We start from the raw sequence: 14,581 nt of genomic DNA, 5'->3' as shown, positions 1-14,581 counted from the left end.
CAACACGCCCGACAATGCCTGCACTCCGCATCATAACCGCGAGATCGATGGCGCAACAAGCCAACCACGCGTTACCCGATGGCTTCCAGATCGAGGAATACACGATTACCCGCCAACTTTCGCTCGGCGGTTTTTCGATCGTCTATCTGGCGACGGATACGGATGACAATCGCGTCGCGATCAAGGAATATCTTCCCAACAGCCTCGCCTTGCGTGATCAGGGGGAAATCAAGCCGCTGATCACGCCCGAGCATCAGGGCGCGTTTCGCTATGGGATGAAGTGTTTTTTCGAGGAAGGTCGCGCCTTGGCCCGCCTTTCCCACCCCAATGTCATTCGCGTGCTCAACTTCTTCCGCGGCAACGACACGGTATACATGGTCATGGAATACGAACGTGGCCGCACGCTGCAGGAATACATCCAGACGCACCGTGGCGAGGTCACCGAGCGTTTCATTCGTGGAGTGTTCACCCGACTGCTCAACGGCTTGCGCGAGGTGCATTCGCACAAGCTGCTGCATCTCGACCTCAAGCCGTCTAACATCTATCTGCGCGCTGACAACACGCCGGTGCTGATCGACTTCGGCGCCGCCAGGCAGACGCTGGCATCCGATGAGCCGATGCTCAAACCGATGTACACCCCCGGTTTCGCGTCGCCGGAACATTACGGGTCGCGCAAGGATCTCGGTCCGTGGAGCGACATCTACAGCGTTGGCGCATCGATGTACGCGTGCATCGCCGGCAGTTCCCCGCAGGCCGCCAACGAGCGTTACAAGAGCGACACCCTGGCGCCTGCCATGATGCTCTGGGAGGGCCAATATTCTGACCGCTTGCTGGAAATCATCGACTGGTGCCTCAACCTCAACCATTTCTACCGCCCGCAGAGCGTCTTCGCGCTGCAGAGGGCGCTGATCGATACGGAGGCGCCACCCGTTCCCGACGAAACGCGCAACTGGCTCAACCGCTTTGTCGGCAATTACAAGAAAGATGACCGATGAGATTCACGATCTACCAGGACAGCCGCCAGGGAGGGCGCGCCAACAACGAGGACCGGACCACCTACTGCTACTCGCGCGAAGCGCTCCTGATGGTGGTGGCCGACGGGATGGGAGGTCATCACTATGGCGAGATCGCCTCCCAGATCGCCGTGCAGACCATGGCCGACAGCTTCCAGCGTGAGGCACGGCCGTCCCTTGATGACCCGTTCCGCTTCCTGCAGAAGGGCCTGACCAACGCCCATCATGCCATTCTCGACTATACGGCGCGCCATCGTCTGCGTGACACGCCGCGCACCACCTGCGTCGCCTGCGTCATCCAGGACAACGTGGCCTGCTGGGTGCACGCCGGCGACTCGCGGCTGTTCCAGATGCGCGGCGGCAAGGTGATCGCCCGGACGCGGGATCATTCGCGGGTCCGCTTGCTGATCGAGGAAGGCGTGCTATCCGAAACGCAAGCGGCGCTCCACCCCGAACGCAACAAAATATACAGCTGCCTGGGCAGCCCCACGTTGCCGGAAATCGAATTCTCGCGCAAGACTCCGCTCAATCACGGGGACATTCTGCTGCTCTGCAGCGATGGGTTGTGGGGCGAGGTCAGCGGCGAGGAGATGGCCGTCGCCCTCAAGGGCGCCAATCTGGTGCATGCCATGCCGATGCTGCTGACCCGGGCCGAGGTCAAGGGCGGCACGCACGCCGACAACCTTTCGGTGGTGGTCGTGCGCTGGGAAGACGCCTATGTCGAGGAGCCAAGCAGCAGCATCTCGACCCGGACCATGAAATACAACGAGGTTGCCACGCACATGGAGGAATTCGGCCGCGATCCTGCACACAAGACCGATCTCAGCGAAGACGAAATCGAGAAGGCGATCGAGGAGATTCGTTCCACTATCGAGAAGTTCAACCCGAGGAAACCAGGACAATGAGCATGCGCCCCAGCGAACGACTACCCGACCAGATCCGTCCCATCCGTCTGACCCGCAACTTCACTCGCCACGCTGAAGGTTCGGTGCTGGTCGAAATGGGCGACACCCGCGTCTTGTGCACCGCCAGCGTCGAGGAAAACGTGCCGCCCTTCCTGCGCGGCAAGGGCCAGGGCTGGGTCACTGCCGAATACGGCATGCTGCCGCGCGCGACGCATACGCGCACCGCGCGCGAAGCGGCCAGGGGCAAGCAAAGCGGCCGCACCCAGGAAATCCAGCGCCTGATCGGCCGCAGCCTGCGTGCGGTGACCGACCTGAAAGCACTCGGCGAACGCCAGATCACGCTCGATTGCGATGTCCTGCAGGCCGATGGCGGCACGCGCTGCGCCTCGATCACCGGTGCCTGGGTCGCCCTTTACGAGGCCTGCGAGAAGCTGGTCGGTGCCGGCAAGCTGGCGGCCAACCCGGTACGTGACCACGTTGCCGCCGTCTCGGTCGGCATCTACAAGGGCAGTCCGGTGCTTGATCTCGACTATCCGGAAGACTCCGCCTGCGATACCGACATGAATGTCGTCATGACCGGCGCCGGTGGCATTGTCGAAGTTCAGGGCACCGCCGAAGGCACGCCGTTCACCCGGTCGCAGATGAACACCCTGACCGACCTCGCCGAAGCCGGCATCCGGCAACTTGTCACCGCCCAGCAGAGAGCACTCGCCACATGAAGAAGATCGTCCTCGCCTCCAACAATGCCAAGAAGATGAACGAGTTGAACGCCCTGCTGGCGCCGCTCGGTTTCGAAATCATCGCCCAGGGCCAGCTCGGCATTCCGGAAGCCGAGGAGCCGCACTGCACCTTCGTCGAAAATGCGCTGGCCAAGGCCCGTCACGCCGCGAAACTGTCCGGCCTGCCGGCGCTGGCCGACGATTCAGGACTCTGCGTCGCCGCGCTCGGCGGGGCGCCCGGCGTCCATTCAGCCCGCTACGCTGGCGAGCCGAAATCGGATGCGCGCAATAACGAAAGGCTGCTTGCCGATCTCGACGGGCACGGCAATCGCGCTGCTCACTTCGTCTCGGTCATCGTTCTCGTTCGCCATGACGACGACCCCCAGCCACTGATTGCCGAGGGCGAATGGCATGGCGAGATCCTGCCCGCGCCGCGCGGCGCGAGCGGCTTCGGCTATGACCCGCTGTTCTATGTGCGGGAGTTCGACCGTTCCGCCGCCGAACTCGACGCCGCCACCAAGAACCGCCTGTCGCATCGCGGCCAGGCCATGCAGAAGCTCATCGACCGCCTGCCGACGCTGTAATTGCCTTGGCCCGCAGCATCCCCATTTTTGCCCAAAAACCGGCGTCGACCGCAACAGCCCTCGAATTCCGCGTTTCGCCGCCGCTCGCGCTCTACGTGCACGTCCCGTGGTGCGTGCGCAAGTGTCCGTACTGCGACTTCAACTCGCACGAGGCCGATGGCGCGATTCCCGAACGGCAATATGTCGACGCGCTGATCGCCGACCTGCAATCCGCCCTGCCGCTGATCTGGGGACGGCCTGTGGTCAGCGTCTTCTTCGGTGGTGGCACCCCCAGCCTGCTGTCGCCCGCCGCCATCGACGAACTGCTTGCCGCCTTCCGGGCGCTGGCCATGCTGTCGCCGGAAGCGGAGGTCACGCTGGAAGCGAACCCGGGAACGGTCGAGGCGGAGAAGTTCGCCGGCTTTCGCGCCGCTGGTGTCAACCGCCTCTCGCTCGGCATCCAGAGCTTCAATGACGAGCACCTCAAGGCGCTCGGCCGCATCCACGACGCCGCCGAAGCCAAGCGCGCCGCGCGACTCGCGGGCGACCATTTCGCCTCGTTCAACCTCGACCTGATGTACGGCCTGCCGGGCCAAAAGCACGAGCAAGCACTCACTGACCTCGATATCGCGCTGGCCTTTTCGCCGGCACACCTGTCGTGCTACCAGTTAACCCTGGAGCCCAACACCCGCTTCGCCGCCTTCCCGCCGGCATTGCCGGAAGACGATCTGTGCGCCGACATGCAGGAGGCCATCGAAACCCGGCTGGATCGCGCCGGCTACGTCAATTATGAAACCTCGGCCTTCGCCCTGCCTGGCCGGCAATGTAGACACAATCTCAACTACTGGCATTTCGGCGACTATCTCGGGATCGGCGCCGGCGCCCATTCCAAGCTGACGTTGCACGACCGCGTACTGCGCCAGATACGCTGGAAGCACCCGGCCGCCTACCTTGAGAACGTGCGTAGCGGCTTGCCGGTGCAGGAAACGCACGAGGTTGCCGTCAGCCAGCTTCCGGTCGAGTTCCTGATGAATGCGCTGCGCCTCACCGCCGGCTTTCAGCCCGCGCTCTTCGAAGCACGGACGGCGCAGCCGTTCAGCCGCATCCTGCCGCAACTGCGGGCCGCCGCCGCTGACGGCCTGGTCGACATCGGCCGCGAGCGCATCGCCCCAACGCCGCGCGGGCGGCGTTTTCTCAACGTGCTTCTCGGACGTTTTCTCGATGAGGACCGGGCGAGCTGAAACAGCTTCCCCCGGCTACGCCCTAGCCGAACAACCCGCCCTTCTTCAGCAGGCCCAGCCCCTGGCTCAGCAGATCGCCACCCTGGGGCACCTCGCCATTCGGCGTCATCTGGTCGATCAGTTGCGGCAGAACGCCGGCCAGGCTGCCGGAAGCCTGCTGCGGGCTGACGCCGAGTTGCGCGGCGAGATCGTGCAGCACGGAGCCGCCCAGCACGCTCTCGATCTGCTCTCCCGAAACCGGCAGATTCTGGCCATTCGCCACCCACGAATTGACGATATCGCCGAGCCCGCCCTGCTGGAACGACCGGATGATGCCTTCCAGGCCGCCGGTCTGCGGGTTGTTGACGAGTTGCAGCACGGTCTGCAGCAAGCTGCCGCCGCCGCTGGAGTTGCCGCCGGCGAGCGCGCCGACAACCTGATCGAGAAGGCTCATGACTTTATTCTCTACTGGATAATGGGATAGCCATCGTAACCGAAGCCGCGCACGAATGGCGCGCCGGATTGCTCGACCACCGGGACGGCGCGGCGAACGCGGGTCTCCGTTTCAAGCGATTGTGTAGCTCCGATCTACCCCCTGGCGGGACGGGTTCCTGGCGGCGTGGTCGGGCAGCGTCGGTCCGCTGTGGCTTTTCTGCTGACATTCAGTGTGTTATCTATGGTTTTATAGTTGACCGGTGGCGTCGAGGTGCACATACTGTTAATTGGGGGCGAGGGGCTCTCCAAACCGCAAAAACACGCGGGGCGGTGAGGTTCGGAGCCTTTCCCGATGCATGCTGGTTGCAGCTTTTTTCGAATGACGAATGAGTTGCGGCAAGTTAATGAATGACAACAACAGGGGCAGGTTATGAGTGCGTTACTGATTCTGACGATTGTGACGATTGTGATCGTCCTTTTCTTTGACTATACCAACGGCTTTCACGATGCCGCCAACATCGTCGCGACGATCATCGCGTCGCGCGCGATGACGCCGGCGCAGGCGGTGATCATCGTTGGCACCTTCGAGTTTCTCGGCCCGCTGCTCGGCGGGACGGCGGTCGCCAACACCATCGGCAAGTTCGTCACCCTGAGTGACGTCCAGACGATTCTGTCGCTGGGGATCCTGATGAGCGGTCTGGTGGGGGCCATCGTCTGGAATCTCGGCACCTGGTATTTCGGTATTCCGTCATCGTCTTCGCATGCGCTGGTCGGCGGCCTGATTGGTGCCGTCGTCGTCTCCGTCGGCTTGGACCATGTGGTCTGGGGTTTCTCGGAGTTGATGCACGGCAAGCTGACCGGCATCGTGAAGGTTATTGCCTCGCTGATCCTGTCGCCCCTGCTCGGGTTCTGGGTCGGCTTCGTCATGCTTCGCCTGTTCAAGTTCGCGCTGACGGCGGCGACGCCCTCAGCCAACAAGGGCCTGCGTTATGCCCAGTACGTCACTTCCGCAGCCCTCGCCTTCTCGCACGGCGCCAATGATGCGCAGAAGAGCATGGGCATGCTGACCCTGGCCCTGCTGCTCGGCGGTTTCATCGACAAGTTCGAGGTTCCCTTCTGGGTCATGCTGGCTTGCGCCACCGCGATCACCCTCGGCATTCTCTCAGGCGGCTGGCGCATCGTCCGCACCCTTGGCTTCTCGATCTACCGCGTCCGCCCGGTCCACGCCCTCAGTTCGCAACTGACGTCGGCGCTGATCATCATGTCCGCGTCGATTTTCGGCGCGCCGGTGTCGACCACCCACGTCGTCGCCACGTCGATCATGGGCATCGGCGCCGCCGAGCGTCCGAAGTCGGTGCGCTGGAAGAAAGCCAAGGATATTGGCATCACCTGGGTGATCACGATTCCCGGGTCTGCCCTGGTTGCAATCATTACATTCGCATTGATCAATCTCTTCATCGGAAAGGTTTAAAAATGAACGCCGAAGCAAGCAAAGGCAGCACCAAGAAATCTCTCGGCAAGCGGGTTGTCGAGCGCGTATTCCCCAAGGTTCCGAATTTCTTCGTCCTGCTCGCCGAACAGAGCGCCGTTGTCGCGGTCACCGCCGGCCTGCTGGTCGAGTACATGGGCTCGAGCAGCCCGGAGGTCGCCAAAAGGATTATCGCGTCCGAGCAGGAGGGGGACCGGATCAAGGTCAACAACCTGACGCTGCTCAACGAAGCCTTCTCGACTCCGATCGACCGCGAGGACCTGCACCGCGCCATCATCAATCTCGACGAGATCATCAACAGTTGCATGACGACCGTCGTCGATATGGACGCCGATCTCCTCAGCGTCAAGGCCGACAAGCACTGCATCGAGATGGCAGCTTACCTGAAGGAAGGCGCCGAGGCGATTGCCTTGGGTTACGGGCGCCTCGGGACCGAACCAAAAGCCGGCCGTGCCGACGCCGACAGGGCTGAAAAGGCCGTCAAGAAGTTCACGAAATCGTACCGGCGCGCCCTCGCCGAGTTGTTTTCAGACAACGACTTCCACAACATCTTCCGGCGCAAGGAAATCTATACCCAGTTGTCACATGCGGCCTTGCGCATGAACGTCTGTAACAGCACGCTGCTCGATATCGTCGTCAAGCTGACCTGACCTCCCGACCGCGCCGGGCCAACTTCGGCGCACCGGCAACTCCCATCGGGGAAGACCTTACGGTCTTCCCCATTTTTTTACCCGCTCGCTGAAGCCGGGTTCACGACCGCCGGCCAGCGACGGCCAGGAAATAAACGCCACCGTGAATCGCGGCGACGCCTACCGGCCTCGGGATGCGCCGGTGACCGTCGATGCGCCCGCAGGCGCATTCCTCTCCGCCGGGTTCCGACCACTTACGGGTTCTGCGAGCGGCGCCCGGGCGCAGCGTACCCGGAGTCCTCTGGCCGGGCTGAGTATGCCGAAACCATCGAAAATACCCACAAACGACGCTCGGGCGCGCAGATCGCAGGTGCCTTCCTTGTGGATCCAAGGCGAACGCCATCACTCCAAAACGTGACAAGTGGATGAACCCCAACAAATATAAACCATAAGCATTGCTGAAGACATATTTTATGACGCGGGCTATCAAATAGTTGTTGACAATTTTACAAAAATGAAATTTATTTTTGAATTCCTTGCGTGCCTAATGCTTAGGAAGTAGAGTAACCACTCTTCTAGTCCTGTTTCTTACTCAAGGGGAAATTGTCATGCTCAGCAGTCTCATGCCTCAACGCAAGGAATTCTATGTGCTCCTTGCCGCGCTTTCCGATCGTGTCGTCGCTGGCGCCAACGCGACCTTGCGCCTGTTGAATGGTCTCGGCAACAACGCCGAGGATGTTCCGACGCTGGTCGCCGAAGTCAGCCTGCTCGAGCAGGCCGGCGACAAGATCAAGGCCGAAGTGATCACCTTGCTGCACCGTTCGTTCACCACGCCGATCAACCGCGATCAGATTCATGCGCTGGTCAATGAACTGGACGTCGTGCTCAATGCTCTCGAGGACGTCGCCAGGGCGGTGGCAATGTACAACATCAAGGAATCCACCGGCGAGGCGCGCGAACTGGCCTCGCTCGGGGCCGACGCCTGCATGCGCCTGAACCGGGCCGTGGCCGGCCTCGGAGAAAAGAGCCGCCGTCCGGAAGTCATCGGCTTCTGCAAGGAAATCGATGAAATCGAATCGAAGGCTGACCGTGTGCACCGCAAGGCCATCACCAGCCTGTTCGACGGCAGCGGCACGGCGTGGAACGCAGTCAAGATGAGCAGGTTCTACGCCCTGCAGGAAGTGGTTCTGGACTCTTGCGAAGAGGCGGCCAAGACCATCGAAGAAATCCTGATCGAAAATTCCTGAGGGGCGCGCAAATGGAAACTCTGAACATGAGCATCTGGACGCTGGGGATGATCATCGCTGTGGCTTTGGCCTTCGACTTCATGAACGGGTTTCATGACGGCGCCAATTCCATCGCGACGGTCGTCGCCACCGGCGCCCTGACTCCCAAGCAGGCGGTGCTGTTCGCCGCAGCCTTGAACTTTGCCGCACTTTTCGTTTTTCATCTCAAGGTCGCGGCGACCATCGGCAAGGGGACAGTTGACCCGAGCTTCGTTGATTACTATGTCATTTTCGGTGCCATGATGGGGGCGCTCGCCTGGAACATCATCACCTGGTACTACGGCATTCCCTCTTCGTCCTCGCATGCGCTGGTCGGCGGCCTGGTCGGTGCCACGGTGGCAAAGGCCGGCTCGGGTGCGCCGATCATCTGGGACGGTTTCGGCAAGATCCTGGCGTTCATCATCATATCGCCGCTCGTCGGCTTCATCATCGGTGGTCTGTTGATGGTTGTAATGGCCTGGATTTTCCGCAAGCATACACCGCACGAGGCGAGCAAGTGGTTCCGCAGCGGGCAGTTGCTGGCGGCGGGACTGTACAGTCTGGCCCATGGCGGCAATGATGCGCAGAAGACGATCGGCATCATCTGGCTGCTGCTGATCACCGCCGGTGTCGCGACGACGGATGTCGACAGCCTGCCGATGTGGGTCGTCTATTCGTGCTACGGCGCCATCGCCTGGGGCACCTATCTCGGCGGCTGGCGTATCATCAAGACCATGGGTTCCAAGATCACCAAGCTCAATTCGGTGAGCGGCTCGTGCGCCTCGATGGGCGGCGCAATTACCCTCGGTCTCGCGACCTTCGGCGGTATCCCGGTATCCACCACCCACACCATCACCGGCTCGATCATCGGCGTCGGCGCGGCTTCGGATGTCAAGGCGGTGCGCTGGGCGATCACCGCCAACCTTATGGTGGCGTGGGCACTCACGATCCCGGCGTCCGGCCTCCTTGCCGCGCTCTTCTGGTACCTGGGCAAGGGCTTCCTCTGATAAATATAAGGAACGGTGATCATGTCAAGTAACTTTCTACCGAAGCGCGGTGAATTCTTCGCATTTTTGACGGCTCATACCGATCGTGTCGTGGCCGGAGCAAACGCCACATCGCGGCTGGTCAGCAGTCTCGGCAATCCCGCCGCTGGGGCCGACCAAGCCACCCCCCTGATCGACGAGGTGAATGCCAACGCGACCAGCGCTGACCGCATCAAGGACGATTTCATTCAGGTCCTCTACGAAGCCTTCGTCACCCCGATCAGTCGCGATCTGCTGCACACGCTGATTCTCAATCTGGAGAGGGTGCTCAGCAAGCTGCAGACCGTTGCTAATGCCATAAGCATTTACCGCATCGAGGAATCGACGAGCGAAGGCCGCGCCATGGCGGCACTGGCGGCCGATGCCTGCGTGCGCCTGAACAAGGCGGTAATTGCCTTGAGCGAAGGCAAGGAAAAGCCGGAAGACATCGCCAAACTCTGCCATGAAATCGCCGACGCCGGGGCCAAGGCCGGACAGGCGATGACTGCGGCGGTGACCCGGCTATTCGCGAACGAAGGCGACGACGACGCTACGGTGCACGCGTTGAAGATGAACCGCTTCTATTTCGCGCAGTACGACGTGCTGAATGCCTGCAAGCGCACAGCCCAAGGTATCGAGGAAATACTGCTCGAAACTGCCTGATCGAGGATGGCGGGGGCCAGCGCTGGCCCCCGCCTTTCCTGCCGTCCGCGTGCCATCGCGGATCATTCCTCCAGGCATCGCTTCTCCCGCAACTCCACATCTTGGTCCACGGCCGCCGGGCTCTGGCCTCCGGTGGTATGCGCGCAATGCGCCGGCCGTCCGCCTGGTGCGGCCAGCGGCAAGCCCATGACCGAAACCCTGCTCGAAGCGCTCAGCCTGCTGGGGGACTTCGACCACCGGCGCCTGGCTGGCGGTGGCCGACTTTCACGAGCGCGGTGCTCTGGTCGTGGCGCTCAATGCCCTGATAGGGCTGCCGTCGGTGGTCGACGTACTCATCAATCTCGTGCTTTCGCGCAGCGGCCCGATCGGCGCCTACGGCCTGCTGTTCTCGCCGGCGGCGTGGGCCGTTTTGCAAGGAGAACTGCATTGGCGCATTGCACGATCGCTGATTCTGCTCCTCGCTCTGCTGGCCGGCATGACTCACCCGAGGAAACCCTGGTCGTCGCCGTCGACACCGGCCAGGGACTCGACATTGGCCGCCGCGGCGATGCCGACGTCCTGTTCGCCCATGATCGCGCCGCCGAAGACAAGTTCGTCGCCGACGACTACGGCAGCTACCGCCAGGATGTGATGTACAACAACTTGGCCTTCATCGTCCCAAAGGACGATCCGGCGAAGATCCGTAACGCCGGCAACGCGCTGAAGGCAATCGCCGCCAGCGGCCAGTCGTTCGTTTAGCGCGGCGACAAGAGCGGCACTTATGCAGCGGAACTGCGCCTGTGGAAGAAAGCCGGCATTGATCCGAAGGGTCTGCCCGGTTACAAGGAGACCAGCAGCGGGATGGGGCCAACGCTGAACATGGCGGCCGCCGAGCGTTTCGCCGGGTGGCCGACCTCGCCGGCCGGCCAGGAAGCGATTGCCAGCTTTCGCGCCGACGGCCAGCAAGATTTCTTGCCCAATGCCAAGAGGTGATGCCATGACCGATATTTCCCCCCGCGCTTCGCGCGCTCCGGAAAGCCGCTCCCTGTTGGCCGCCGAGGCTCGCGATCGCATGCTGGCAGAGGTCGTGCCGACCATCACCGCCACCGGGTTGCCGGGCAGCCCGAACAGCCAGGCCTTGCCAACCTTGTAGAAGGCCATCGGCCGTCCGGGCTTGATGTTCAGCTTCCAGAACCTGACCTCGCCCAGTTTTTCGAGAATCTCGCGGACAAAATCGGCCTCGCCGACCGCGACCCCGCCGGTGGTTGTGATCGCATCGGCGACCTGCGCCGCCTCGGCCAGGGTTGCTTCGAGCCGCTCCGGCTGGTCCGGAACGACGCCCATGTCGATAATTTCTGCGCCGAGCCGGGTCAGCAGCCCGTGCAGCGTGTAGCGGTTGCTGTCGTAGAGCTCGCCTGGCGCCAATGGCTTGCCGATCGCGGCCAGTTCGTCGCCGGCCGAGAAGAAGGCGACGCGCAGGCGCCGCTTGATCTCGACTTCGGCCATGCCGAGCCAAGCGATCAACCCGAGTTCGGCCGGGCCAATGCGTTTGCCGGCCGCCAGGCCGACGGCGCCGCGCGCCAGATCCTCACCGGCGCGGCGGATGTTCTGACCCTGGCGCTGGCCGGCGGGAACGCATACGGCATCCGCTTCGACCCGCGTGACCTCCTGCATGACGACGCTATCGACGCCAGCCGGCAGTACGGCGCCGGTCATGATGCGCACCGCCTGCCCCTTGCCGACCAGACCCGAGAAAGCTCTGCCGACGAAAGCCGTGCCGACCACGCTCAGCCTGGTCTCACCTTCGGCGGAAAGGCTGTCGAAGGGGACCGCGTAGCCGTCCATCGCCGAGTTGTCATGCGCCGGCACATCGTGCGGTGCGACGATGTCGACGGCGAGGATGCGCCCTAGCGCACTACGGACCGGGAGGAATTCGCGGCCGCTGAGCTGCACGCAGTTTGTGCTCGACGCGCTGCTCAGCTTGTCCGGGCCGGTGCGCCCGCTGCTGACCGTTGCGGCAGCCAACGCGATCAGGAAGCAGCCCGGGCGCCGCGAATACCTGCGCGGGCGGGTTGTTGCGGTCGACGGCGAATAGCAGGTAAAAACTATCGGCAATCAGGGGTCGGGCGTGCTGCGCTCGATGTCGGAAGCCAACTGTTTCATCGTGCTGCCGGAAGATTGCGCCGGCGTGCAGGCCGGCGGCAGCGTACAGGTGCAGTTGTTCGAAGGATTGTAGGGCTCAGTCGGCCACTTCGATCTGGCCGCTGACTGTCGTCGTCACCAGGCTTTCACCGGCCTCCAGCGGAATCGGTGCCGCTGCCTCGTCGGCCATCGCGCGCCTGGCGCGCAACATCGGCATCGGCGGCAACTGGCCGCTTTGCTGGACGCTGAGGTGGCGAATCACGTATGGCTTGCCGAGAACCTCGGCGACCACTGCGGCACGCTGGCGAAAAGCAGCGATGGCATCGCGCGTCGCTTCGTCTTCCACCTTGCGGCGTGTTTCCGGTGTCGGTAACTGGTTGACGCCGCTGACCGCCAGCCGCATCTGCTGCAACTGGCCGAGCAGTTCGGAAACTGCTGCCACGTCGCGCGATTCGAGAATCAACTCGGAGTGAATGCGCCAGCTGTCGATCTTCTGGTTCTGGCCATAGACCGGGAAAGTGCTCTGGCGGCCGCTCTTGACCGTTATGCCGGGCTTGGCCTTGATGACCTTCAGTCCTTCGGCAATCTCCTGATTGACGCGGCGCGCCAGTTCGGCCGGGTTGTTACCACTCGCCTCGGCGAACACGGTGGCGCGTACCATGTCGTTGGCTGCCGGGCGACTCGCTTCGGCCGTCAGGTCGACGGTGGTGGCGGCGCCGGCTGTCGTGCATAGCAGCGCACCGGTCAGTAGTGCGAGGCAGGCTTTGCGCATGGTATTCAGTGTTCCTTGGTGTGGCCTTGCAGTTCGTCGACGATGCGCTCGCAATGCGCGATATGGCGCATCGCCACGGTATTGACCGACCAGTAGCCGATGCCGGCAGCGACCAGTTGGCCGGTAATCGGCACCAGACGCAGCGCCTGCATTGTCGTCAGGCGCAGGCCGACCACGCGCACGATGCGGCCAATCAGCACCGGTGTCGTCAGCCGGGCGGCGAGCGTGCCGCCGGCCCCGGCGAGCAGGCGATAGACCAGCGCCTGACGCTGCTTCGAGAGCCGGCCGATCTGTTCATCGCTAAGGCCGAAATGTTCGTTGATGCGATTGATCAACCGTGCCATCAGGGCGAGGTCGGTTGCCAGGTCGATGCCGGGAATGGGGATCAGCGACGTTGCCGCCGCCAGCGCCGCGCGGCGGCGGGCCATGGTGCGGCACTCCTGGCGCAGCGACTCGGTCGGATTGCTCGCGCGTGCGTCGGCCCAAGCGGCATCGGCGGTGGCAGCGTTCATGTTGCGCTGCACCCTGCTCAGGACCCGCCGGATTGACCGCCGCGTACCTTGCCGTAGATGACGAGCAGCACGATGGCGACGACGACCGAGGCGATGAATCCGGCGCCTTCACCCGCCTGATACCAGCCGAAGTACTGGCCGATCACGCCGGCGAGGAAAGAGCCGCCGATGCCGAGCAGCACGGTGACGATGAAGCCCATGTTTTCCTTGCCCGGATGCAGCAACTTGGCCACGACGCCGATGACGAAACCGAGAACGATGGTCCACAAGATGCCCATGATCTGTTTCTCCTTAAAAAAGTGAGTTTGACCCGGGTGCCGGGCAGAGGTTTCATGCTAACCCTGTTTGCGCCCCGCGAGTTGGTGGAGCAGCTAAAAATCTGGGTGGCCAGGCAGCGACTGTCACTTCGCCAGCACCGAGCAGAGCGACGCCGGGCAGGACGATTCCGGACAGATGGACGGTCCGCAGGCACAGGTTCAGCCAGCGGCGGTCGGGAAAGTCACAGACATTGTCACGTTGCTTGAGCATCAAGATGCGGACGGGTATAGAATTGTGCACTATGTCTGAACTCGAAATGCTTGCCGAACGTCTCGGCCGCGAGTTGCTGAACCGCGGGGAATGGCTGGCGACCGCCGAATCCTGCACCGGCGGCTGGGTAGCGCAGGCGGTGACCGCCGTTGCCGGAAGTTCCGCCTGGTTCGATCGCGGCTTCGTGACCTACTCGAATGATGCCAAGGTCGAAATGCTGGGAGTGACGGCGACGACGCTTGAACGTCACGGCGCAGTTTCCGAGGCGACGGCGCGGGCAATGGCGCAGGGTGCCCTGAAGCATAGTCGGGCTACGTGGGCTGTGGCTATTACCGGCATCGCCGGCCCGACCGGCGGCACGCCCGCCAAGCCGGCGGGCATGGTCTGCCTTGCCTGGGCGCGACGTGACGGCGGCTGCGAGGCCCTGACCTGCCAGTTCGCCGGCACCCGCGCCGAGGTTCGCCAGCAGGCGGTGCGTCTGGCGCTGAGCGGCGCGCTCAAGCGGGCGATGGCAGCGACTCTGATGGCCTGAGGCACCGTTGCGGTCGACGGCTGAAATCGGGCAATTTTTGGTTGTCGATGGGGCACCAGGGCTGCAGAATTCGGCGAGAAGCAGAAGTAGTACTCTGAAAATCGTCAGGCAACAGTCAGTTGAGGCGAGACATTACGGCTTCGGGAAGTCGCAGTAGCGCGAACAACAGCTTCTCGATCCAAAACCTGAT

General features: G+C 62.8%; 17 protein-coding genes and 2 pseudogenes. 15 read left to right on the top strand and 4 right to left on the bottom strand.

Translation table 11 applies throughout. The annotated features are described in order from the left end of the window. Positions 1-47 precede the first annotated feature (47 nt). From IPP03_16090 to IPP03_16070, 5 genes are read left to right on the top strand one after another with little or no spacing between them, the layout of a single operon-like run. The gene (locus tag IPP03_16090) at positions 48-995 is read left to right on the top strand and encodes a serine/threonine protein kinase (GenBank protein MBL0354091.1); all 948 of its coding nucleotides are present in this window, start codon (positions 48-50) and stop codon (positions 993-995) included. Further along, entirely contained in the window at positions 992-1,918 is a 927-nt protein-coding gene (locus IPP03_16085) for a serine/threonine-protein phosphatase (GenBank protein MBL0354090.1), read from the top strand. The genes IPP03_16090 and IPP03_16085 overlap by 4 nt, the downstream gene beginning before the upstream one ends. 2 nt (positions 1,919-1,920) lie before the next feature. Next, complete coding sequence (gene rph, locus IPP03_16080) at positions 1,921-2,637, top strand: ribonuclease PH (protein ID MBL0354089.1); 717 nt, start codon at positions 1,921-1,923, stop codon at positions 2,635-2,637. Then, entirely contained in the window at positions 2,634-3,221 is a 588-nt protein-coding gene (gene rdgB / locus IPP03_16075; GenBank protein ID MBL0354088.1) for an RdgB/HAM1 family non-canonical purine NTP pyrophosphatase, read from the top strand. The genes rph and rdgB overlap by 4 nt, the downstream gene beginning before the upstream one ends. A 5-nt stretch (positions 3,222-3,226) precedes the next feature. Continuing rightward, complete coding sequence (locus IPP03_16070; GenBank protein ID MBL0354087.1) at positions 3,227-4,441, top strand: oxygen-independent coproporphyrinogen III oxidase-like protein; 1,215 nt, start codon at positions 3,227-3,229, stop codon at positions 4,439-4,441. Between the two features lie 22 nt (positions 4,442-4,463). Here the strand turns inward: IPP03_16070 and IPP03_16065 are convergent, their stop codons facing one another. Then, positions 4,464-4,874, bottom strand: a complete 411-nt coding sequence (locus IPP03_16065; protein MBL0354086.1) for a DUF937 domain-containing protein — start codon at positions 4,872-4,874, stop codon at positions 4,464-4,466. A 411-nt stretch (positions 4,875-5,285) separates the two neighbouring features. On the opposite strand from IPP03_16065, the gene IPP03_16060 reads away from it, so the two are divergent. The 9 genes and pseudogenes from IPP03_16060 to IPP03_16020 all read left to right on the top strand — a co-directional run bounded on the left by IPP03_16060 (position 5,286) and on the right by IPP03_16020 (position 12,141). Next, on the top strand, positions 5,286-6,326 hold the full coding sequence (locus IPP03_16060; GenBank protein MBL0354085.1) for an inorganic phosphate transporter: 1,041 nt from the start codon (positions 5,286-5,288) through the stop codon (positions 6,324-6,326). Between the two features lie 2 nt (positions 6,327-6,328). Further along, entirely contained in the window at positions 6,329-6,994 is a 666-nt protein-coding gene (locus IPP03_16055) for a DUF47 family protein (GenBank protein ID MBL0354084.1), read from the top strand. A gap of 587 nt (positions 6,995-7,581) precedes the next feature. Continuing rightward, on the top strand, positions 7,582-8,220 hold the full coding sequence (locus IPP03_16050) for a DUF47 family protein (GenBank protein ID MBL0354083.1): 639 nt from the start codon (positions 7,582-7,584) through the stop codon (positions 8,218-8,220). A gap of 11 nt (positions 8,221-8,231) precedes the next feature. After that, on the top strand, positions 8,232-9,245 hold the full coding sequence (locus IPP03_16045; GenBank protein MBL0354082.1) for an inorganic phosphate transporter: 1,014 nt from the start codon (positions 8,232-8,234) through the stop codon (positions 9,243-9,245). 21 nt (positions 9,246-9,266) lie between these two features. After that, on the top strand, positions 9,267-9,926 hold the full coding sequence (locus IPP03_16040) for a DUF47 family protein (protein MBL0354081.1): 660 nt from the start codon (positions 9,267-9,269) through the stop codon (positions 9,924-9,926). Positions 9,927-10,325: 399 nt separating this feature from the next. After that, positions 10,326-10,898 (top strand): annotated as a pseudogene (locus tag IPP03_16035) (substrate-binding domain-containing protein). A gap of 4 nt (positions 10,899-10,902) precedes the next feature. Beyond that, positions 10,903-11,058, top strand: coding sequence for a hypothetical protein (locus tag IPP03_16030; protein ID MBL0354080.1), 156 nt, complete (start codon positions 10,903-10,905; stop codon positions 11,056-11,058). Positions 11,059-11,285: 227 nt separating this feature from the next. Continuing rightward, positions 11,286-11,816: a hypothetical protein gene (locus IPP03_16025; protein MBL0354079.1), complete on the top strand. Its 531-nt coding sequence runs from the start codon at positions 11,286-11,288 to the stop codon at positions 11,814-11,816. After that, positions 11,791-12,141 (top strand): annotated as a pseudogene (locus IPP03_16020) (hypothetical protein). Before IPP03_16025 ends, IPP03_16020 begins: the two are co-directional and overlap by 26 nt. A 3-nt stretch (positions 12,142-12,144) precedes the next feature. Here the strand turns inward: IPP03_16020 and IPP03_16015 are convergent. The 3 genes from IPP03_16015 to IPP03_16005 are packed head-to-tail and all read right to left on the bottom strand — an operon-like array spanning position 12,145 to position 13,609. Next, positions 12,145-12,819, bottom strand: a complete 675-nt coding sequence (locus IPP03_16015; protein MBL0354078.1) for an SIMPL domain-containing protein — start codon at positions 12,817-12,819, stop codon at positions 12,145-12,147. Between the two features lie 5 nt (positions 12,820-12,824). After that, complete coding sequence (locus IPP03_16010) at positions 12,825-13,331, bottom strand: hypothetical protein (protein MBL0354077.1); 507 nt, start codon at positions 13,329-13,331, stop codon at positions 12,825-12,827. A gap of 17 nt (positions 13,332-13,348) precedes the next feature. Further along, positions 13,349-13,609: a GlsB/YeaQ/YmgE family stress response membrane protein gene (locus tag IPP03_16005; GenBank protein MBL0354076.1), complete on the bottom strand. Its 261-nt coding sequence runs from the start codon at positions 13,607-13,609 to the stop codon at positions 13,349-13,351. A 281-nt stretch (positions 13,610-13,890) separates the two neighbouring features. Here IPP03_16005 and IPP03_16000 point away from each other — a divergent pair, with 281 nt between their 5' ends. Beyond that, positions 13,891-14,391: a CinA family protein gene (locus IPP03_16000; GenBank protein MBL0354075.1), complete on the top strand. Its 501-nt coding sequence runs from the start codon at positions 13,891-13,893 to the stop codon at positions 14,389-14,391. Positions 14,392-14,581 lie beyond the last annotated feature (190 nt).

Source organism: Candidatus Dechloromonas phosphoritropha (assembly GCA_016722705.1).
In the GTDB taxonomy this organism is placed as follows: Bacteria; Pseudomonadota; Gammaproteobacteria; order Burkholderiales; family Rhodocyclaceae; genus Azonexus; species Azonexus phosphoritrophus.
The sequence above is the reverse complement of the archived record's forward strand: the minus strand, read 5'-3'. Positions and strand labels throughout refer to the sequence as shown.